Below are 20,345 nucleotides of genomic sequence, written 5' to 3' on the forward strand. Positions count from 1 at the left end.
CCTCATTGCCGTCGAAAAGGTGTTTTTCGTTTAACGATGATGCCCGATTCATCATCAGGTCTGGGCGATTTCCTTTACTGCTTATCGCTGCGTTTCGTCAGCTGCATGTTGAATCCGTATACTGCAGGAGTCATCAGGATAAACCGTAATGATACAACTGAATTTTTCGATGTGCTCCCCCAACATTGGGATCAATATCGGAAGTTTTTATCACTTCTCTCTGAAGTTCTCTTGATGCTGTGTTTGCTTCATTCTGTTCATACTCGTCGTTAATGGAGTTATGAACTGAGTCATGGTATGGTGATTTGTAGACTGAAAAGTATGTTCCTAACAGCCTCGGCTGTGTTTCCGAGACTGTGGACTTTTCAGTGATCCGACGAAGCGGATTCAGCCGCAGCCCCATACTATTTCTCTTCTCCGTGGTATTGTTTTGCAGTATTTCGGCCCCCTCGGTATGCACGCCTACCGTCACGATTTTCTGATGAACTTTGGCAGCTCTTCCGTATTCTCCTTTGAAAAATACGGAAAAGCTGGAACAGTTTGTGTACTTCAGGCGGGAATTGCCATCCATATCATTTATGTAGAAGAAAAACATATTGATTTAATATTGATATATGAGTATTTACCATATATAATATCTGGAAATTATATGAAAGTATAGAATTTTTAATTATGTGTAGCTAGTATAAAGGTGGTTCTGCAAATATTTGAGAAGTTATCGCAAGTGGTACACCAGTTATATGATATGATTACAGATGGATATAGTGGCTTCCGACATTCCGTCCTTTCTGCCCTACACCCGCGAAGTGGTGTTTCTGGAAGACGGCGAAGTGGCCCGCATCGAGGGCGCGAAATGGCAGGTGTTTTCGCTGGCCGATCTTTCGCCCGTGAAAAAGAGCGTGAGCCATGTGCCGTGGGACATGCAGGCCGCGCCAAGGGAGGCTGCAAGCACTTCATGCTCAAGGAGATCATGGAGCAGCCGCGCGTGATCACCGACTGCCTCACCGGCCGCGTGATGGAAGGGAGCGACGGCGCGCTTTCCGTGCACCTTCAGGAGCTCGACGACATTCCCGTGCCCACGCGTCTGCACATTGTGGCCTGCGGCACGTCGTACAACGCGGGTCTCTGGGGACAGCAGCTTCTGGAAAACGTGGGCGGCATTCCCACGGATCTCGACATCGCCTTGGAGTTCCGCTATCGCGATCCCATTCTGCTGCCGGGTGATCGGTCTTTGCAACGTGGTGGGATCGTCCATTGCGCGCGAGGCGGACGTGGTGCTCTACACGCAGGCCGGACCTGAAATCAGCGTGGCGTTCACCAAGACGATGTACAGTCAGATGGTGCTGCTGGCGCTCATGTCGCTCTATTACGGACAGCGCCGCACGCCGGCCGTGTTCGACAGGGAACTGCTTGCCGCGCTGCCGGAAAAGCTTTCGGCCGCGCTTCCGGCCATGCAGGAGCGGGCCGGACAGCTTGCCCTGCGTTTTGCCTCTTCGCGCAGCTTCTTCTATCTCGGTCGCGGTCAGTGCCACGCGCTCGCGCTGGAAGGTGCGCTCAAGCTCAAGGAACTTTCCTACATTCACGTCGAAGGCTACGCCGCGGGCGAAATGAAGCACGGTCCCATTGCGCTCATTGATCCGCAGTTCCCCACCTTTGCGCTCGCGCTCGACAACGCGCTCTTTCTCAAGGTGAAGTCCAACATTCAGGAAGTGCTGGCGAGACAGGGCAGAGTCATCGCTCTCGTGCAGGAGAAAACCGGAAAGGTTCCGGATCGTTCCGTGGAAGAGCTGTGGGTGCTGCCTGCGGCGCATCCGGTGATTTCCTGCTTCTTCGCGCTGCCTGCGCTCCAGCTTTTCAGCTATCAGATGGCGGACTACCTCGGCCGCGCAATCTGACAAAGAGTGTAACTGTAGAATAACTTTAATGATTGGCTCTTATTATACAATATTAATACAAAATAATTATTAGTATCATTGTTCTTCAGAATAAGTATGTCACTGTCGATTTGACAGATATATTTTCTTCTGGAGGATAATGTGAAAAGATTGTTCTTTTTTGTTGCGGTTGTGATGATTATGTTGTCATCATCTGCGTTGGCGGCAGATAGCACGGTCTACGGCGTCTATCTTGCTCCAAAATTTACGGTATCTGTGCTGCATACCAGAGGAAATCTTGATTTGTCTGCCTCGTCATGGGGGCCGCGCAGAGTGTTCGGAGTCAGAGCAGGTGGCGCTCTGGCTCTGGGATACGATTTCTGGAGAAAGTATCAGGTTCCGTTCCGCCTGGAACTGGAGTATGGAGCCTCCGAAAGTGTTTCAAAAACATCTTCTGTAAAGGTTTTCAGAAGGCGTTTTCCTTTCAGGGCCAAGATAGGTGTGCAGACACTGTTCGTGAATGCCTATATGGATATGCGGAACAACAGCGGCTTTACTCCGTATGTTGGGGCTGGGGCAGGCACGGCTTTCATTGATGTAGAAGGAAGCAGTATGGGAATGTTGGCATCCGACCATTCAACGGTTCCTGCAGGACAGCTTAGTCTTGGCTGCTCTTATGCCTTCAATAAGAACGTTTCTCTGGATATTGGATATCGTTTTGTTATTATGCGCGATACGGATGCTTCATGTGACTCCATTCGTTTGAATCTTCAGAAGAACTATATGCATCAGGTCATACTTGGTCTGCGAATTACTTTTTAATAATTGGCTCTGGAGCTGAAATTTTCGGTGGCGCTGTCATGAATATGGTAAACGGGAAAAACGGAAGAGCAGACGTGTGTTCTTGCCTTCTCCCGTAAGTTTTGCCGTATTCCTCACCTTTCCGCTTTTTGGGGCGGGAAGGTGAGGATTGTCGGAAAAAGGGGGGAGCCGTGTGCACGGCCGTAACCGGATGGGGGCAAAGCACACGGCTGATAGTGAACGGTGTGCTATGTCGCGGAGCACAGCCTGTCTACATTGCCGTGGAAGACGGTTCGCTGCGCCTTGGCTGCGTGGGGGCGGAGCCGCTTTCCCTGGTCGTGGATCATGCCGGCATTTATTAGATGCCACCGGCCCTTCAGATTTGGAGAATCTTTTGAACCGTGACGGCTGGGAAGTGCCTGCGCTCTTGGCCTCGGCAGAAAAGGCTCTTGTTGCCATCATTCGCCATGGTCTCAGCAAGTACAACCATGCATCGGATGCTTCGTCTCATCTTTTGGGAGAGGCGATGCCGGATTCTCCCCGCGTGCTTGTCATTGATCAGACTGTGGGGGATGCTTCCGTATCCTTCGGGTTGGCAGACGCATCTTCCTTTGTCGCCATGCTGGAAAATGCGAAGACCAGATTCTCCGGAGCTCGAATTTTTATAAAAACACATCCTGACGTTCTGGCCGGAAAGAAGCAGGGCTATCTTACGGAACGGGCGAAGGCGGAGGGCGCAACGCTCATTGCCGAGGATGTATCTCCGCTTTCTCTTCTGGCACAGGCAGATGAAGTATATACGGTGACTTCCCAGATGGGCTTTGAGGCGCTCATGCTTGGCAGGCGTGTACATTGTTTTGGCATGCCGTTCTACGCGGGCTGGGGTCTTACGGAAGACGCCGTTTCCTGCCCGCGCAGGATGAAGAAGCGTACGCTTCTGGAAGCGTTTGCGGCAGCGTATCTCTGCTATGCAAGATATGTGAATCCCGTGACCGGGCAGCGCTGCGACATTCACGATACCATCGAGAGGCTTGTCGTGCAGCGGGAGAAGAATGAACAGAACCGTGGGGTTCACGCCTGCTTCGGCTATTCACTGTGGAAGCATCCTCATGCACGGGCCTATCTGCAGAGTACGGGCGCTTCGTTTCGCTTCTTCAAATACTTCCATGGTGAACAGAGGGCCGTCGCGTGTGCGGCGCGCCGCGGAGGCGATGTGGTGGTGTGGTCGTCGAAGTGCGTGGATGGAAGTTTGGAAGAGCTCTGCGGACGTGCGGGCGTTGCTCTTGTTCGCATGGAAGATGGCTTTATTCGTTCCGTGGGGCTCGGAGCGGAATTTCAGTGGCCGTATTCTCTGGTACTGGACAGAAGGGGAATTTATTACGATCCCTCACGTCCCAGTGATCTTGAAGTCATTTTGCAGGGCATGCCGGAGAGAAGGGCACGACGATCTGTGTGCACGCGCCCGGGTGCTTCGTGAATATATCGTGGACAAGGGACTTACCAAATACAATGTGGGACAGCGTGCGTTTTCCCGGGACAGCTGGCCTGCGGATCGCCGGGGGCTGCTGGTGTCCGGTCAGGTGGAGGACGACGCTTCGGTGCGGCGGGGCGGCTGCGGCTTCCGGGGAAATCTTGCGATGCTGAAAGAGATGCGCCGTCGCAATCCTGGGGCATTCATCATCTCATCCCACTGACGCGCCGTTCTTTCTTTTTCCGATCCAGTTGGATTCCGATTCTCAGGTACGACGTTATTCCCCATTCAGCGGCATAAAGGAGGCCATTGCCTGGGTAATGGCTTCCTTTGCAAAGGATGCGCCCAAAGACATGCATCTGGTCATCCGCAATCTTCCTCTGGACAGCGGACTCATTCGTTGCGACCTGTTCATCCGCAGTTTCAGTGAGGCTTGCGACATAAAAGATCGCTTGTTCTTTGTGGAATGTGGCAATGGCAAGGACATGATACGAAGAAGTCGGGCCGTGATTCTTTTGAACAGCACCATGGGCATGCAGGCGCTGGAGCAGACCTCACCAGAGGCATGTTTGAGTCCTGCCGTGATATGGAAGAGACAAACTTCCTTGCCGATATGCTCAAACAGAAGGACGATGCCGGACAGTACCTTGACGAGGAATCCATCAAAACCGCGGCCATGCTCTACGGCAACCTTTCCGTGCTTGTGGAAGTGGGCGGCGATGCGCTTTCCATTGCCGTCCTCAAGTATGTTTCTCCGGCCGTAAAAACCGCCATGGCCAAGCTCGGCGTAGAGTCCCCCAAAATATTCGTGAAGGATGCCGTAAAGGCGGCCGTATTCAACAAGTCGGCATGGCCGGCGCTGCGGCGTTTTGTTGCTGGTATGGGACTCGGTGCCGGCACAGAAGGTGCTGAAGAGGTGGTACAGGAAGGCATCTCAGGGCAGATGGAGGCGAGCACAAAAACTGGCTTGTCAACCTTGGAGTAAACTATTCCGGGAAAATCAGAAGGGACTGCTTTTCGACGGCCATGGGTGTAAATGTGGAAGCAGACATCGAGGGAGCAAAGGTCGGAGCATGGTTTGTCCTTCTCCCCGGAGTAACCCAGCTGGCCATAGGCAGCGCCCGTATTTCGAGGGTCAGAGAATTTGCCTCGTCCGTGGAAAAGTGACGGACACCATCAATGCCACACAGACAAAACAGTTCTTTTCTGTGTGTATGGAGAGTTTCCTGAAGGCCCAGGGACTCAATCAGACTGTTTTCATTCCTGCAGACGTCGCATGGCAGATGCAGCGCGAGGGGGGGGACATCGCCGCGCAGCTCGTGTGGGAACAGCAGACGCTGGGAGAATCCGCCGCGCTAGGGCATGATATCGCCGTACCTCTGGCCAGACTGGAGTCTCGACCTGACGCCGACGCTATGCAGCGCGTGGCGCAAATCCTGAAAGAGGGGCCGGCCTCACCCAGCGCCATGCAGGCACAGGAACCGAATCTCTATCTTGCCGACGATGTGAATGCCATCAACGAGGCAGCGTCAGAGTGGGAGTTTGAGCAGAATATCTTGTCTCACGACATTGTGCGGCTGCGCTCCGCATTGACGGAGGCGGTGCGCTCCATCCGCGGTCTGCTGAACGACCTGACCAGCTTCGCCGATACTGAGACCGGTGTCGGAAATTATGTGGGCTCCGTTGTGAAGCTGGTGGAAAATGCGGAGCAGAGACTTGCGGCATATGGGGAACAGGCCGGCTAAGCTGTTGACGACCTCATGAACCGCTTGCAGATACAGGGACTTGTACGAGACGAGAAGGGACGGACAAGAACTACCGAAGAAATGGTGGAGCAGATGGCAGCAGAAGAAGCGCAGGCGCAGGCCGACGCTCCGTTCTGGGAAAACGTATGGGGAAGGCTCGATTCTGACATCCTGAAGCAAGATTTTCCCGAATCCAGAAACGAGCTCGCCAAGCTGCACGGCCGTGGTCTCTTTGCCAGAAAGGGCGAAGGCCTTCCGATAGATGAACTCGCCGACATCCTGAAAAATGCAGGATGGCTCCCGCAGAATGCCGACTCGTCGACGCTGGTTGAGATGCTGAGGGAGAAAAAGACGCCGACCAGAAAAGAAGCCGGTAGAGGTGGGCATCCCTATCAACAGGAACATACGAATAGTTTCGGCGTTCCGATGTCTCGTGTGACGAAAATTGAAGGAGCAGTCAGCCGCAAAGAGCTGGACGCTGCCCTTTCTGCACTCGCGGGGAAAGATCTGCCCAACCTGATTGAAGGAGTAACGGCACAGGTCAACGCCAATCAGAGACGGAAACTGGAAAGGACCAAGGCTGGCGATAAGTCGATGTCCAATGGCTTTACCCGCAGCGAACACGAAGGAGTCGCTGCCCGAATCGCCAATGCATGGAAATGGGCGGCGGAGGCAGGACGTGATGGAGACAAAAAATCACATGCCTGATGTCGGCCTACGAAGATATGTCTCAGCGCTGAATCTCAATGGAGATGACGCCTGTGCCTGGATACCGTAAAAAGAATCGTCCAAGGGACTGAGGATATATTTCGTGGGACTCGTGGACAACAAGAAGCTCCGGGAATCAGTAAGCAGCGGAGCAGACAAAGCGGCTACGGATGCTCTCCACCGGAGCTTTGAAGAAATCATACTTCGGCTGAATATGCTTGTCAATGAACAGAAACAAGCTCTTTTTCAGAGCTCGGGACGCGGCGCGGCGTATGAGTCCATCGTTGACGACTTCATGAACCGCTTGCAGAGACTTGTACGAGACGAGGAGGGCCGGGCGCAAGCCGACGCCCTGTTTTGGGAAAACGTATGGGGGCCGCATTGACCCTGACAGCCTGAAGCGTGACTTTCCTGATGCACGGAACGAGCTCGCCAAGATGCACGGCCGTAGTCTCTTTGCCAGGAAGGGAGAAGGCCTTTCGATAGACGAACTCGCCGACATCCTGAAAAATGCAGGATGGCTCCCGCAGAATGCCGATTCTTCGACGCTGTTGAGATGCTGAAGGAGAAGAGGAGGACGGCCGAGGGAAGACGTGGCAGAGTTTCTGCGACAACGATAGTCTTGAATCAGAATATTTTTTTTAGAAGTAGCATACCCGGATACGGTAAACCTGTTGGGGAAGTAACACCGGAAATTGCTGCAACACTACAGCTGAATAAGCTCGGTGCTATTGTGCTGGATGAGACCGGCATTCAGCACAATAGAGATAGACACGGAAAAGAACTTTCTTCGATGGGATTTTCTCCAGAAGAATTTGTTGATTATGTGTTGCGTAATTTTGATGCCGTATATGCTGGCAATACAAATAATAGTTATCAGCTTGCCTGTGTGGTCGACAACCCAAAAAAGAGTAATCATTAAATTAAAATTTGAGGAGATAGGAGAGTATTATCGGGTATCTTCGGCTGGCCCTGTTCGACCGGAATACTATAGAAAAGAAACACCGCTTTGGGAAAGGGCGCAGTCCAATCATTCCGTTACCGGAACCCCTGACGCTATCTCGGGCCAAAGCGGTATTGCAGATAGAAATATACCGCCGAATACTTCGGAACACAATACGCTTTTTCATCCGCAGGAAACAGGCATAGCCTTACGGGTGTACGCTGCGGCTTCCGGTTCCATCACTCCTCTTGACGGGAACTACTACATCCAGTTTTTCCGGGGGGGGGCAACCTGTCCACGCTGGCTCATGAGATCATGCATGCCGTTCACCTGGAAATGGAGAGGCTGGAAAGTGAAGGCTTGGTACGCCGGAACTGAAACGAGATCTGCAGAACTTACGCTCCTGGACTTCCCGCATGGATGAAGACTCCAACTTGAAGGCGGAGTACGACAGGTATCAGCGCGGACAGTTTGGCGGCCGTAGCTTTGAGGAGCTCACGCCGGAAGAACGTACTATTTCCAGAAACATAGCCAAACAGGAAATGGTGGCGCGCGGCCTTGAAGCTTATCTGCGCGAAGGCGTTTCTCCTTCGCGGGGCATGGAAGGCGTGTTCCGCCGTTTCAAGAAGTGGCTCATGCGCGTGTACCGTCAAGCCGCCATACTTGACGTGGAATTGACAGACGAAGTTCGTGAGGTCTTTGACCGCATCGTGGCCAGCAATGAGGACATTGAAGCTGCAGCCGCGGCGCGAAGAGTGCGTGATGAGTCTGCTGGAATACTTGACGCCCTCGGCGCAAAGGGAGCGTACAGGTTGACCGTGGAAGGATGCATTGCCGCGCAAGGATAAGGCGCTGATGCGCTGAGGAGAGACAGGGCAAGGAATCGCCGTGAGAACGTGAAGCCAGAGGAGGGAGTACAGACAAGGAAGCATACGCTACCCAATTTACGCTCGGGACAGAAACTCAAATCGATATTCCTGCCGGATATCTGGATACTTCTTCTTGTCTACCTTTGACATAAACATATCGAGCGGCCTTGCAAATACCTTGAGTGTGTCTTCATCGTACAGGTCATAAAGAGCCTCATAGATAACGAGAGTTTCTCTGGTCTCGGAGTGCGTGGCATATCCTAGAATTCTGTAGGTGTACATGGGAGAATCTGCAGGGTAGCGTTCATGCTTGAAGTGCTGAACGATGTCGCCGGACTTGAAGGGAGGACGATTGTCTAATTCTGGCATGAGAGACTCCTGAAAGAAGAAAGGATCAAGGTTGTGATGGAAACAGCTTTTTCGTCCGAGACAGTTTTGCCAAAGACAGTGATTATTTTGGAATAGCAGACGCAAACGAAGCCGACAAGGGGCTAGTAATGAAGAGGCAGATGCAGCGCTGATGCAGGAATTTGTTAGGTCCTTTTTCGCCTGAGAACTAGCTGCTTTTAATTATGGCAGGCTAACCTGCTGATAAGACAGGAATAAAAAATATAGAATAGTTGTCAGAATCTGGAACGATGTTTTGGTAGCCTCATGCTGTGTATATCCAGAAGGAGGTTCCCTTGTCCAATGTCCCCCAGATTTTTAAAAAAGCAGAGCTGTTCCTTAGATACTCCCGAAATCTGTTATGGCAAACGCAGGGCAGCACAGTGGCTTCTTGCCCTCTCAGAGGGGGGGGCTGAATCTTACTGCGGAACTTTTCAGTTGCGTGCAGTGGCTTTTTGGTGATTTGCGGGAGCTTCTAGAAAACATAGATCTACAGACTTCAAAATTCAAAAGTTCGTCTGGAATTGCGGCACATCATGCTGTTCAAAATATATTGGACAGTGAAGTACATCATTATGCGAGTGCATGTAGTGTACTTGTTGAGGAACATCCTTGTGTATGCTCATATATTGTAGAACAGATTGTACAGAGATGCCGACAGGTAGCAGAAGAAGTAAACACTTCATTACATGTAGAATTTCTATCATTTGGATGTGAATTCAAGCGAGTGTTTGGACTTGATGATGATGACATTGCTATTTGCGAGTTTATATATATTATCCATAGTTTTTCTGAGGTCAAAAACTATTTTGATATCAGATTTAATATATTTAATGTCAGTAATCGTAGGATGATGGCGCAGACACTGAGCATACAGCAGGATGTATTATCTGTTCATATCAGTATGTTGCATTCTTTTGGCATAATCGAATATTTACCTGACCATTCTTTGGGGCTGACGGAAATGATTAAATCCTTCTGGTCATCGGAGTTATCCTTTGAGGAAGGATACTTCTGCAGTAAGTTTTGTGCAGAGTTGTTACCGTTGAAGTCTTTTCACAGAACAGACGAAGAATTACGTCATGTGAGCCGTCTCTTGAAGGAACAGGTTGACTTTCCAGTAAATTTTTTGATTTACGGACCTTCTGGGGCGGGTAAAAAGACTTTTATTCACAGCCTGGCCAGAACTCTTAATATGCAGGTATGGTTTGTAAGTAGTCGGGATAAAAGAAGAGATAGTGAGTACCGAGCTTCATTTTTTGCGTGTCTTCATAGGGCTTCCAAGCAGAAAGAGTCCATTATCGTTGTAGATGGTGCAGAAAGATTGCTTCATATCGTTTTTAGCAGTGATACGGATATTATTTCTTTTTTGAAGAGAATCGGTCAAAAAATCGTTTGGATAACCGATGAAATAGAAAAAATTGATCCAGCGTTCAGGTCGTATTTTACTTACAGTATGTATTTTGAAGCTCTTGGACTGCATGAGCGTATAGAGATGTGGCGGAACGTGATGAAACGTCAGGGGCTGTCGAGACGGTTTCATAAGTCTTCTATAACGAAACTTTCCTTAAAGTATCCAGTAAAAGTGAATATTGTTGAAAGTTCAGTAGTACAGGAAGCAGGATTATATCCTGTTGGACGCAAGTTTTACGATGCTATTGATCGTATTCTTTATGCTTATCTTCGTTTTCAAAGTAGAGGTAGTTTTCAACATAAAAAAATTATAATACAGTTTCAGATTTTACATTGAATGGTGTATGTAATGAAGAAAATATTTTTTCATTTATAGATTTTTGTCATAATATGGATAAAGCAATTCGTTCTGGAGAAACATTACCACTTGGATGTGGTAATATATTATTTTATGGACCACCTGGTACGGGAAAGACTGCACTTGCCCGCTTTATTGCAGAATCTTTCCATGAAATGGAGCGGAGTGGTGCAGTTCTGGTCATTGATGAGGCGGACTCTTTTCTCTATTCCCGCGATATTGCTCACCAGTCGTGGGAAGTTACTCTTGTAAATGAGTTTTTGACTTCATTGGATGAAAGTCAAGGATTTTGTATATGTACTACAAACAGAATAGAGCATCTTGATAATCCAGCTCTAAGGAGATTTTCTTATAGATTGCAATTTCTATATGCTAATAGAGTACAAGTTGAATCTCTTTATAATACAATTCTTGATCCTTTATGTAAAGATATAATATCGGATAGACTTCGGAATAGACTTGCAAGTATGTTGTATCTTACACCTGGTGACTTTCATGTCGTACGGACAAGATATAGTCCACTTTTTACGAAGCCGGAGAAGGTAACTCATGATCTTCTTGTGCAGGCGCTTTTACAGAAGATGGAATTGAAGCTTGATTCGACAAAGTATTCTTTGCAGAATATAGACTGAAGATGATGGTCAGAAAATTTATTTATTTCAATGGTAAGGAAAAATTATGAATCCTTCTGAACGTCTGCTTTCTTTATATTCCATGCTTTTATTTTCACCTAAGGCGATAAGCCTTAAAGAACTATCAAGCCGGATGGGTTGTTCAAAGCAGACCATCATACGAGATATGAATAAGCTGGAGGCCTCAAGTTTTGGCAAGCTTGTTTGTGAAAAGCAGAATCGTGAGTGTTTTTATAGGCTGGAGCGTCCCGGAAAGCTTCCTAAACTTAGTCTAGACGCCGGTGGTCTTCAGCAGCTGGCACTCTGTCGTTCTTTTTTAATGCATATTTTGCCAAAAGATATGCAGGATCGGACAGAAAAAACGCTACAGTGTGCATCGGCTTATATGCAGAATACCATGGAAGTCGATTATATCGGAGTTGAAAATAGTAAATCTGTTTTTAAAGGAGCAATTGACTATACTCATTTAGGAAAGATATTGGAGTTGCTCATTGCTGCTATACATGAACATCAGGTATGTCGTATTTGTTATCGTGCAGCTGTTCATGGAAAGAAAAAGACATACTGCTTTGCACCAAAAGGACTCATTGCATATCATGAAGCTCTTTATGTACGCGGATGGGTAGTATTTGATAAAGGAAATGTAATACAAAAATATGACCAACCTACGGATTTAGCAGTTCATCGTATAATCAAAGTCAGATCTACAACTCGTAGCTCTGACTCTTTACCTGACATGGCCTGCGATGATGACATGAAATTTGGTCTTATTCAGGGATATTCTTTTAATGTAAAAATATGGTTTGATGTATCAGCAGCAACATATGTCAGTGAGCGGATATGGAGTGTTGATCAATCTATTGTTCGCCATCAGGATGGGAGTCTCACTTTGACCATGACCTGTCGAAGTGAAGTTGAAGTGATCTCTTGGGTGTTGAGTTTCGGTGATGCCGCCGAGCTGCTTTCCCCAGTCTGGTTGCGACAGGAAGTAGTAGAGAGGGTAAAAAATATGGCAGAATGTTATACTGGTAAAAGGATAGGGACTGACTCTTGCTCTGAGAAATAAATAAAATGTCAGAGCGGCTAAAGATTCAGTAAGAAGAATTAATGTAGACATACTACCATCAGGAGAAAAGTATGATATCTAAAATAGTTGAAGAGATGTATCTGAAAAACACTGCAATAAAAGTACTCAGTTATGAGGATATGCAGGATTTATTAATGTCATTCAAGAAAGAACCAGGTGTTATAGATGCAGAATCTGTAGAAGGGGACTGCATTGATATCTTGGAAAACGCAATGTCTTGTATGCCTGCTGTGATGGTTGAAAGTTGGGCAGATGGAGAAAAAGCTGCTGTTACTGCTGCCGAGATAGCCGTTAATCAGGTCCTCGATATTATTTCTTCCTGTAATCATAGATATATTATTATAAACTATATGACTGATGAATATATCAGTCTAGATACTTTTTTAGAAGTAGAATCATTTATTAAAGAAATGATGGGAAATGCATACAATAATAAAAATACTTTGTTTATGGTGACTGTGAAAAGTAATATTTCATCTGATTTCACATCGTTTAATATTGTTATATCTGGTATAAGTGATAATTAGATAATTTAAATATATAAAAACTATATTTATGATAATTTGTAAATTATGAAGTTTTGACGAATATATGCTGATCTGTATAAAATATAAGGCGACTGGATTATAGTGCGCATCGACACTTTTTCCAGTTACTTCATGCTATGACGCAAACTCACAATCTAGAGGAAAAATGTTTATAGGCTTCACAAATGGGAAGATAGAAGCCCTCATTTTTGAGGGGAGGACATGCGAGTCAAGCTCCGGTTTCCCGGGGCCTGACTCGTCGGGATATTTTAACGTGATTATCTCATTGATGGTATCCTAGACAGTCTTGACTTCATGAAGGGGAACAGAGTCTATGTGTATGGAGACGGGTAGCCTAGAAGCATCAGCAATGCTTTGAGTTTCATCCCTCTGTGCACTTAGTCTTTCCCTCTTTTTGCGATAACTACAGTTGTTTTCGACTCGGTGAGGGGGCGGCTTCCAGAGTGTTTCAGCTGTAGGTCAGCTTGACTTTGTAATATGCACGCAGAGAGGTAATTTCTGCTTCGCTTAGGGAGGGCAGATTGTTGATCTGCTCCTGAAGATCGTCGATTCGAGAGAGTGATTCAGTTAGTGACATGAGATGTCCCATCGGGCTATTCTGCTTAAAAAAGACGAAGCAGAAGCTCAAATCGATATTACTGCTGGATGTCGGGATACTTCTCCTTGTACTCCTTTGACATGAACATATTGATTGGCCTTGCGAACACCTTGAGGGTATCTTCATCATGCAGGTCGTAGAGAGCTTCATAGATGACGAGGTTTTCCTGGGCTCGGAGTGCGTGGCAGGTCCAAGTCCTGCAAATGTACATTGAGGAATCGACAGGATAGTGTTCATGCCTGAAGTACTGAATTATGTCGCCGGACTTGAAGGGAGGGGGGACGAGTGCCTGATTCTAGCATGAGAGGCTTCTGATGGAGTACAGCCTTTTTTTATAAAAATGGAATACAAACGAAGAAGATGCTGACAATATGACCTGTGGATTGCCACTGAATAAAAAAGTTTTGATAAAAGGGCTCCTCGGCAAAAGACCAAGGAGCCCTTTTTTGTTAGTCCTTCAGGCAGTTGAGGGAGCGGAAGCGACCGAAACAGAAAACCACCCGCTAAGCGGGTGGAACACAAAACGGTTATACCTAAAAAAACACCTTTTCGATAAGACGGAGTTGTTCAGGCTCCCGTCCACATCGAAAAGGTGTTTTTTTATGGCGAAAGAACAAAATCTGGCACATACGAAATGGCTGTGTAGGTACCATATTGTCTTCACTCCGAAGTATAGGAGAAAAGTGATTTATGGGCAATACCGTGAAGAAATAGGAAAAATAATACGACAGCTTTGTAATTACAAGGGAATTGAAATTATTGAGGGGCATATGATGATAGACCATGTGCATATGCTTGTCATGATACCGCCAAAGTATGCGATATCGTCGGTTATGGGGTATATAAAGGGTAAAAGTTCACTGATGATTTTTGATAAATTTTCCCAGCTGAAATACCGGTATGGCAATCGGAGATTCTGGAGCGTGGGATATTACGTCAGCACAGTAGGTTTGAACGAAGCAACGATCAGGAAATATATACGGGATCAGGATCGAGAAGATATCATGCTCGATAAGAGGACGAGCAGGGAATATACGGATCCGTTCAGTCCAAAGCAGGGAAAGCTCCTTTAGGAGCAGGCTACGAGTCAAAGTACATGGGGGCTTGAACTGTTGAAAAAGAGAGGGCGCCGACCAGAGAAGTTCAAGCCGGCGCCCTTAAGGCGCGAGTAAGTAACAAGCCACCCGTTTTACGGGTGGTCCTGACTCGGCATCTTCTTCCGTATCTTTCACTATTTCTATGGCAATTTGAAGAACCAGAATGTCTATTGCTAGCCAAGTTGTCGGTTTGATGGATGACGTCACGGCCACTTTCTTCTTTCAGTCATTGCGTATTGAAGAAACCGAAACATAGTCGGAGTAATTTTGTGGATGTCGGTAATGGTTTCAGCACAAGGGATTATGCTGCTGATGAATGGAGTGTCGATGCCGGTACCCAGCACTTCCATTCCCATCCATTGCACTTCTGTTATCGTTTCTTTGTCAGACTCAGGATCGTCCGGGTAGCCGTCCGTCACCACCAAGACGATTTTTCGATGTTCAGGCCCTGTCGAAAGCCTCCCAAGTACCCACCACAAGGCTTCCTTCAGAGGGGTACTTCCATGATCTTCCACGCCGAAAGAGTTCACCACTCGCTCTCCATGTCGCAGTAGAGGATAAACAGTAGCAGCAACATCTTTTCATACCATCCAGAGAGCGGCGGATTTCAGTTTTTCCTAAGAGAGAACGTAAGTGATTCGGCACAGTTATTCTAAAATACCTGATACCGCGATGATGAGAAAGGTAGGTCTTGTACTTCGAAAGGTACCGGGAGTGAGAAGCTGTTCCGGGAATATTCAGCGGCTCTAAGTCGTTCATATGTCGTACCTGAAACGTATCCAGAAGGTGTATCCAGTACGAACGAGCCGCGATTAAAAGAAAAACCCGCTGTAAAAACAGCGGGTTATAAATATTTGGCGGAGAGGAAGAGATTTGAACTCTTGGTACCTTTCGGGTACACACGATTTCCAATCGTGCTCCTTAAGCCGGGCTCGGAAACCTCTCCGCGACAGGTGTGTTTCTAGTATAGATGCCCCCGGACGTCAAGCAAAAAATTGGAAAATTCCAAATTTTTTTTCAACGGATGTTTTCCAGGAGAATTTCACCGAATTTTGAGCAGGAAACAGCCTGAGCTCCGGTCATCTCCGCTGCCAGATCGGGAGTGACAGTCTTAGCGGCGATGGCCTTGAGAATAGCCTGCCTCACTTTGTCCGCTGCGGCGGCAAAACCGAGATGCTCCAGCATGAGAGCGCCGGAGAGCAATAGACTGCCGGGGTTGGCGATATCCTTGCCCGCGGCAGTGGGAGCCGTACCGTGCGTGGCTTCAAACAGCGCCAGAGTGTCGGACATGTTGACGCCGGGGGCCATACCGAGACCGCCGACCTGAGCCGCGAGAGCGTCGGAGATATAATCTCCGTTCAGATTGGGCAGTGCAAGAACGCTGTACTGTTCGGGGCGAAGCAGGGCTTCCTGGAACATGGCGTCGGCAATGCGATCTTTAATAATGATCTTGCCCTTGCTGTTTTCCGGCGTGGCTTCCTTTTCGGGAATGGTGACGTCGCCGAATTCTTCTCTGGCAACTTCATATCCCCATGCGCGGAATCCGCCTTCGGTGAATTTCATGATATTGCCCTTATGCACCAGGGTGACGCTGGGAAGATGGTGATCCAGCGCGTACCGGATGGCGCGGCGGACAAGACGCTTGGAGCAGAACGCCGACATGGGCTTGATGCCGATGGCGGACGCTTCGCGGATTTTTGCCCCGAACTCGGAACGCAGAAATGCGGCGAGCTTTTCCGCTTCGGCGGAGCCGGCCTGATATTCGATGCCAGCATATACGTCTTCGGTATTTTCACGGAAAATGACCATGTTGACGTTTTCAGGATGCTTGACGGGCGTGCTTATGCCTTCAAACCAGCTGACGGGGCGAATGCAGGCGTACAGATCAAAGGCCTGACGCATGGCCACATTGAGACTGCGCATGCCGCCGCCCACGGGCGTGCCGAGCGGTCCCTTGGTGGCGACGGACGCCGTTTTCAGGGTGTCGAGGGTTTCCTGAGGAAGGGGAGAGCCGGTCAGGCGCGTGGCTTTTTCACCGGCCAAAAGTTCCACCCATTCCAGTTCCTCTTCGCCGTCCGTGGAGGCCTGCATGGCAGCGTCCAGAACGGGCCGGGTCACCTTCCATATTTCAGGACCTATGCCGTCGCCTTCAATCCAATAAACAGTGTGTTTCATAGTAGCCTTCCTACAGGGAGAGTTGTTCCGCCTTAGCGCGGGTTTTTCTGAGAAAATAGCGTTCCGCCATTTTCCGATGATGTGCGGGCATGGCGAGATCTTCCGTTTTGTTCCAAGGAACAAAACGGTGGGGAACATCGTCGAGTCTCGCGGAAATTTCGTTCATGGTCAGCGGGGGATCGGCGGCAATGCGAAAAAAGTGGGCGGTGAGTCTGTGATTTGTGTAGCCGTGCTGAACCTGCCCGAGAGGAGCAATGATTTCCACCGGAACGCCCATTTCTGCCAGCGTTCGTATGACCGCTTCCTGCGGAGATCCGGAAGAGACCTCCGTTCCTGGGAATTCCCACATGTTGCCCCAGAGTCCCTCGGGACTGCGACGAAGCAGCAGCACCTTACCTTCCACAATGAGAATACCGTGCGCTGAGGTGACGGGAATGGTGCGGGCTTTTGCCTCGACAACAGGACGTTCCTTTTCCACACCCAACTTGTGCGCCGAACACCAGGAGACAAGCGGACACTGCAGGCATTGCGGAGACTTGCCGCAGACCAGAGCGCCGAGCTCCATGAGCGCCTGATTGTAGGCGCGGGCCTGTCCGTGAGGCAGAAGACGCTGCGCTTCCTGACGAATGAGTGCGGCCGCCGGATTTTTTTTGACGGGAGAGTCGATGTTCATGAGTCGGGAAAAGACTCGCTCGACGTTGGCGTCGATGGATACCATGTCCTGCTCATAGGCAATGCCGAGAATGGCGGCCACGGTATAGTCGCCAAGTCCGGGCAGAGAGGAGAGCTCCTCCTGGGAGTCGGGAACGGCGCCTCCGTGGCGTTCAAGCATGATTTTTGCGGCCTGATGAAGAAAACGCGCGCGCCGATAGTAACCGAGACCTTCCCAGTAGCGGAGTATTTCTTCTTCCGGGGCTTCGGCCACAGAGCGCACGTCAGGGAAACGGCCCATCCAGCGCTGAAAGTAGGCAACACCGCGTTCCATCTGCGTCTGCTGAAGCATGACTTCGGATATCCATACTTCATAGGGCGTGTAATGCACTCTCCATGGCAGCGGACGCTTGTGGAGGGCAAACCAGGCGAGCAGGGCGTCGGTGATCTTTGTAACGTCATTCTGGGGGAATACGGAAAACATCGAGGCAGTATATACGGCAACGATGGTGCTTACAAGACAATGTCGGTCGGTTTTTAAAGAAAAAATGAGTATTGAGCACGCCGCTCGGAAAGGGGGGATGAAGCGAGTAGGGGATGCGGCAATTTTTTCAGGAGAAGAACCTGGTTATGGACTCCAAAAGTCTTGATGCCGGAGTCTGTGATTGCTTTTTGCGATGTAGTGATTCATACTGAACGCAATACATATGATTTCCGCGCTGGATGCGGGCGGAAATAGTTGTCCTACTGAGAGGATTCTTATGAATTTTGTGTTTATTTCTCCACAGTTTCCCCAGTCGTACTGGAATTTCTGCGATCGGCTGAAGGCTCGCGGCGTCAATGTTCTCGGTATAGGGGACACGCCCTATGACGAACTGTCAGGCGAGCTTCGCGGCTGTCTTACGGAGTATTACCGGGTGGACTCTCTGGAAGATTACGACCAGGTTTACAGAGCCATGGCGTTTCTTACGTTCAAGCACGGCCGTATAGACTGGGTGGAAAGCAATAACGAGTACTGGCTCAGTCAGGACGCCCGTCTGCGTGACGATTTCAATATCAAAACCGGCATGAGCGTGGCGGAGGTCGCCAACGTGCGGCGCAAGTCAGCCATGAAGAAGTTTTATCAGGAGGCCGGAGTGCCTGCGGCGCGCTGGCATCTTATCGGCGATCTGGAGAGCGGCAAGGCCTTTGCGCATGAAGTGGGCTATCCGGTGTTCGTCAAGCCCGACGGCGGCATGGGCGCTTCCGGCAGCTACAAGATTTCAAGCGATGAAGAGATGGAACGCTTTTATGCAGGCAAGGAGAATGTTCCTTATATTATGGAGGAATATCTCTGCGGAGACATCTGGTCCTACGACGGCGTTTCCGATTCCAAGGCCAATGTGATTTTTGAAACCTGCACATCGTGGCCGCCGTCCATTGCGGATATAGTGAACAACAAGGATCATCTGGCCTACTACACTGCAAGCAATCTGCCAGACGATCTCAAAGAAGTCGGCCGCAATACCATCAAGGCCTTCAATGTGCGCAGTCGTTTCTTCCATCTGGAGTTCTTCAGGCTCAGGGAGGACAAGCCTGGTCTTGCCCGCAAGGGAGAGCTGGTAGCTCTGGAGGTGAACATGCGTCCTGCGGGCGGATGGACGCCAGACATGTTCAACTATGCCAACAGCGTGGACGTATATTCCATATGGGCCGACATGGTCACGCACGACAAGACCTTTGTTGATCTCGACCGGCAGAAGTTCTTTGCCGTCTATGCCGGCAGACGCAACGGCAAGCCCTACGTGCATACGCCGGAAGAAATTCGTGCGCGCTATGCCGGGCGCATCGTCATGGACCTGGACATTCCCGAAGCCATTTCCGGGGCCATGGGGAATCATCAGTGGACGGCCATTCTCGACACGGCCGAACAGAAGGATGAATTCATTCACTTTGTGCAGGAGACGTACTGATGGAGTATCAGCGTCACAGCCAGTACAGTAGGATTCTCGACCGGGAACTGCCTTTTCTTGTTTTCGGCCATACGGGCAAGCCTGTGATGGTGTTTCCTACGCAAAACGGACGGTGTACGGATTTTAACGACTTTCAGATGCCGGAAACCGTAGCGGAGCATATTCATGCCGGACGCATTCAGCTGTTCTGTGTGGATTCCATTGATGAAGAAACATGGTCGGACAAAAACGGCGACAAGGGGCGTCGCGCATGGCTTCAGGAGCAGTGGTTCCGCTACTGTACCGAGGAGTTCACGCCGCTCATGCTGCAGATGAACGGAACCAGGCAGGCTCCGCTGACGGCTGGATGCAGCATGGGGGCAACGCATGCGCTCAACACGTTTCTGCGTCGTCCCGATTTGTTTGATGGCGTCATTGCCCTGAGCGGAGCCTACGATGCCCGATATTTCTTCGGCGACTACATGGACTCCAACCTCTACAACAACTCCATAGTCGATTATATGAGGTGGTTCCCTCTGGATCATTCCTATATTCCCATGTTCAATACCCGGAGCATATACATATGCACGGGGCAAGGTGCCTGGGAAGATGAAATGATACGCACTACAGGCATACTGAAGGCGATTTTTGAAGAAAAGGGCATCCGCGCCTTTTTTGACTTCTGGGGACACGATGTGGATCATGACTGGCCCTGGTGGAGAAAACAGTTCCCGTATTTTCTCAATAAGATTCTTTAATGCAGGCATCGGTCTTGAAAAATATACGGGGGGGGGATTTCCCTCGTATATTTTTTAATGACCACGTGTCCAACAAGACGAAGTCGATAGCGTACCGGTCAGAGGGGCTTTTGTTTCCTGAGTTTCTGCCCGAGTTGGTCGGTCGGCGTCAGGCGGCAAAGACGATTCCGCACGAAGACAGCATGACTTGTCTCAGAGTTTGCCTACCTCATTCGGCTGAGCGGTTCGTCGCCTGAGTGTACGAAAGGGCATAGAACGAAGCTTGCCCGGAGAATCCGCACCCCTTTGAGCGTGACGCC

The 20,345-nt window shown here is 49.3% G+C and carries 23 protein-coding genes, 1 tRNA gene and 1 pseudogene; 18 read left to right on the forward strand and 7 right to left on the reverse strand.

Features of this window, described 5'->3' with window-relative positions; genetic code table 11:
- Positions 1-133: 133 nt before the first annotated feature.
- Positions 134-571: a hypothetical protein gene (locus ABGT79_RS13390; RefSeq protein ID WP_346666601.1), complete on the reverse strand. Its 438-nt coding sequence runs from the start codon at positions 569-571 to the stop codon at positions 134-136.
- 187 nt (positions 572-758) lie between these two features.
- Between ABGT79_RS13390 and ABGT79_RS13395 the strand changes: the two are divergent.
- From ABGT79_RS13395 to ABGT79_RS13445, 11 genes and pseudogenes are all read left to right on the forward strand, one after another.
- Positions 759-1,918: pseudogene (locus tag ABGT79_RS13395) on the forward strand (SIS domain-containing protein); the annotation flags it as partial.
- Positions 1,919-2,036: 118 nt separating this feature from the next.
- Complete coding sequence (locus tag ABGT79_RS13400) at positions 2,037-2,696, forward strand: outer membrane beta-barrel protein (protein WP_346666602.1); 660 nt, start codon at positions 2,037-2,039, stop codon at positions 2,694-2,696.
- Positions 2,697-3,069: 373 nt separating this feature from the next.
- Entirely contained in the window at positions 3,070-4,152 is a 1,083-nt protein-coding gene (locus tag ABGT79_RS13405) for a hypothetical protein (protein WP_346666603.1), read from the forward strand.
- A gap of 7 nt (positions 4,153-4,159) precedes the next feature.
- Positions 4,160-4,369: a hypothetical protein gene (locus ABGT79_RS13410; protein ID WP_346666604.1), complete on the forward strand. Its 210-nt coding sequence runs from the start codon at positions 4,160-4,162 to the stop codon at positions 4,367-4,369.
- Positions 4,370-4,397: 28 nt separating this feature from the next.
- Positions 4,398-4,910 carry a hypothetical protein gene (locus ABGT79_RS13415; protein WP_346666605.1) on the forward strand — a complete coding sequence of 171 codons (513 nt, stop codon included), beginning with the start codon at positions 4,398-4,400 and terminating at the stop codon, positions 4,908-4,910.
- Between the two features lie 8 nt (positions 4,911-4,918).
- Complete coding sequence (locus tag ABGT79_RS13420; protein WP_346666606.1) at positions 4,919-5,131, forward strand: hypothetical protein; 213 nt, start codon at positions 4,919-4,921, stop codon at positions 5,129-5,131.
- A gap of 178 nt (positions 5,132-5,309) precedes the next feature.
- Positions 5,310-5,891 (forward strand): hypothetical protein, encoded by a 582-nt coding sequence (locus ABGT79_RS13425; protein ID WP_346666607.1) that lies wholly within the window; start codon positions 5,310-5,312, stop codon positions 5,889-5,891.
- Positions 5,892-5,972: 81 nt separating this feature from the next.
- Complete coding sequence (locus tag ABGT79_RS13430; protein WP_346666608.1) at positions 5,973-6,599, forward strand: hypothetical protein; 627 nt, start codon at positions 5,973-5,975, stop codon at positions 6,597-6,599.
- Between the two features lie 103 nt (positions 6,600-6,702).
- Positions 6,703-6,984: a hypothetical protein gene (locus ABGT79_RS13435; protein ID WP_346666609.1), complete on the forward strand. Its 282-nt coding sequence runs from the start codon at positions 6,703-6,705 to the stop codon at positions 6,982-6,984.
- 132 nt (positions 6,985-7,116) lie between these two features.
- A complete protein-coding gene (locus ABGT79_RS13440; protein WP_346666610.1) occupies positions 7,117-7,521 on the forward strand; it encodes a hypothetical protein in 405 nt (134 codons plus the stop codon).
- A 437-nt stretch (positions 7,522-7,958) separates the two neighbouring features.
- Positions 7,959-8,390, forward strand: coding sequence for a hypothetical protein (locus ABGT79_RS13445; protein WP_346666611.1), 432 nt, complete (start codon positions 7,959-7,961; stop codon positions 8,388-8,390).
- Between the two features lie 96 nt (positions 8,391-8,486).
- On the opposite strand, the gene ABGT79_RS13450 is transcribed toward ABGT79_RS13445, so the two are convergent.
- Positions 8,487-8,780 carry a DUF1653 domain-containing protein gene (locus tag ABGT79_RS13450; protein ID WP_346666612.1) on the reverse strand — a complete coding sequence of 98 codons (294 nt, stop codon included), beginning with the start codon at positions 8,778-8,780 and terminating at the stop codon, positions 8,487-8,489.
- Positions 8,781-9,159: 379 nt separating this feature from the next.
- Between ABGT79_RS13450 and ABGT79_RS13455 the strand changes: the two genes are divergently transcribed.
- The 5 genes from ABGT79_RS13455 to tnpA all read left to right on the forward strand — a co-directional run bounded on the left by ABGT79_RS13455 (position 9,160) and on the right by tnpA (position 14,507).
- Positions 9,160-10,548: an AAA family ATPase gene (locus tag ABGT79_RS13455; RefSeq protein ID WP_346666613.1), complete on the forward strand. Its 1,389-nt coding sequence runs from the start codon at positions 9,160-9,162 to the stop codon at positions 10,546-10,548.
- A 53-nt stretch (positions 10,549-10,601) separates the two neighbouring features.
- Entirely contained in the window at positions 10,602-11,201 is a 600-nt protein-coding gene (locus ABGT79_RS13460) for an ATP-binding protein (protein WP_346666614.1), read from the forward strand.
- Positions 11,202-11,247: 46 nt separating this feature from the next.
- Entirely contained in the window at positions 11,248-12,267 is a 1,020-nt protein-coding gene (locus ABGT79_RS13465) for a WYL domain-containing protein (protein WP_346666615.1), read from the forward strand.
- Between the two features lie 71 nt (positions 12,268-12,338).
- Entirely contained in the window at positions 12,339-12,815 is a 477-nt protein-coding gene (locus tag ABGT79_RS13470; protein ID WP_346666616.1) for a hypothetical protein, read from the forward strand.
- A gap of 1,221 nt (positions 12,816-14,036) precedes the next feature.
- Positions 14,037-14,507 (forward strand): IS200/IS605 family transposase, encoded by a 471-nt coding sequence (tnpA, locus tag ABGT79_RS13475; protein ID WP_346666677.1) that lies wholly within the window; start codon positions 14,037-14,039, stop codon positions 14,505-14,507.
- 227 nt (positions 14,508-14,734) lie between these two features.
- On the opposite strand, the gene ABGT79_RS13480 is transcribed toward tnpA, so the two are convergent.
- From ABGT79_RS13480 to ABGT79_RS13500, 5 genes are all read right to left on the reverse strand, one after another.
- Positions 14,735-15,064: a hypothetical protein gene (locus tag ABGT79_RS13480; RefSeq protein WP_346666680.1), complete on the reverse strand. Its 330-nt coding sequence runs from the start codon at positions 15,062-15,064 to the stop codon at positions 14,735-14,737.
- Positions 14,973-15,290: a DUF6538 domain-containing protein gene (locus tag ABGT79_RS13485; RefSeq protein ID WP_346666617.1), complete on the reverse strand. Its 318-nt coding sequence runs from the start codon at positions 15,288-15,290 to the stop codon at positions 14,973-14,975. Before ABGT79_RS13485 ends, ABGT79_RS13480 begins: the two co-directional genes overlap by 92 nt.
- A gap of 96 nt (positions 15,291-15,386) precedes the next feature.
- Positions 15,387-15,477: transfer RNA gene (locus tag ABGT79_RS13490), tRNA-Ser, on the reverse strand.
- A 71-nt stretch (positions 15,478-15,548) separates the two neighbouring features.
- Positions 15,549-16,706 carry an NADP-dependent isocitrate dehydrogenase gene (gene icd / locus ABGT79_RS13495; RefSeq protein ID WP_346666618.1) on the reverse strand — a complete coding sequence of 386 codons (1,158 nt, stop codon included), beginning with the start codon at positions 16,704-16,706 and terminating at the stop codon, positions 15,549-15,551.
- 10 nt (positions 16,707-16,716) lie between these two features.
- Positions 16,717-17,841, reverse strand: a complete 1,125-nt coding sequence (locus tag ABGT79_RS13500; protein WP_346666619.1) for an A/G-specific adenine glycosylase — start codon at positions 17,839-17,841, stop codon at positions 16,717-16,719.
- A gap of 277 nt (positions 17,842-18,118) precedes the next feature.
- Between ABGT79_RS13500 and ABGT79_RS13505 the strand changes: the two genes are divergently transcribed.
- Positions 18,119-19,309, forward strand: a complete 1,191-nt coding sequence (locus tag ABGT79_RS13505; RefSeq protein ID WP_346666620.1) for a hypothetical protein — start codon at positions 18,119-18,121, stop codon at positions 19,307-19,309.
- The gene (locus ABGT79_RS13510; RefSeq protein ID WP_346666621.1) at positions 19,309-20,046 is read left to right on the forward strand and encodes an alpha/beta hydrolase-fold protein; all 738 of its coding nucleotides are present in this window, start codon (positions 19,309-19,311) and stop codon (positions 20,044-20,046) included. The genes ABGT79_RS13505 and ABGT79_RS13510 overlap by 1 nt, the downstream gene beginning before the upstream one ends.
- Positions 20,047-20,345: the final 299 nt, after the last annotated feature.

The sequence above is a fragment of the uncultured Mailhella sp. genome, assembly GCF_963931295.1.
In the GTDB taxonomy this organism is placed as follows: Bacteria; Desulfobacterota; Desulfovibrionia; order Desulfovibrionales; family Desulfovibrionaceae; genus Mailhella.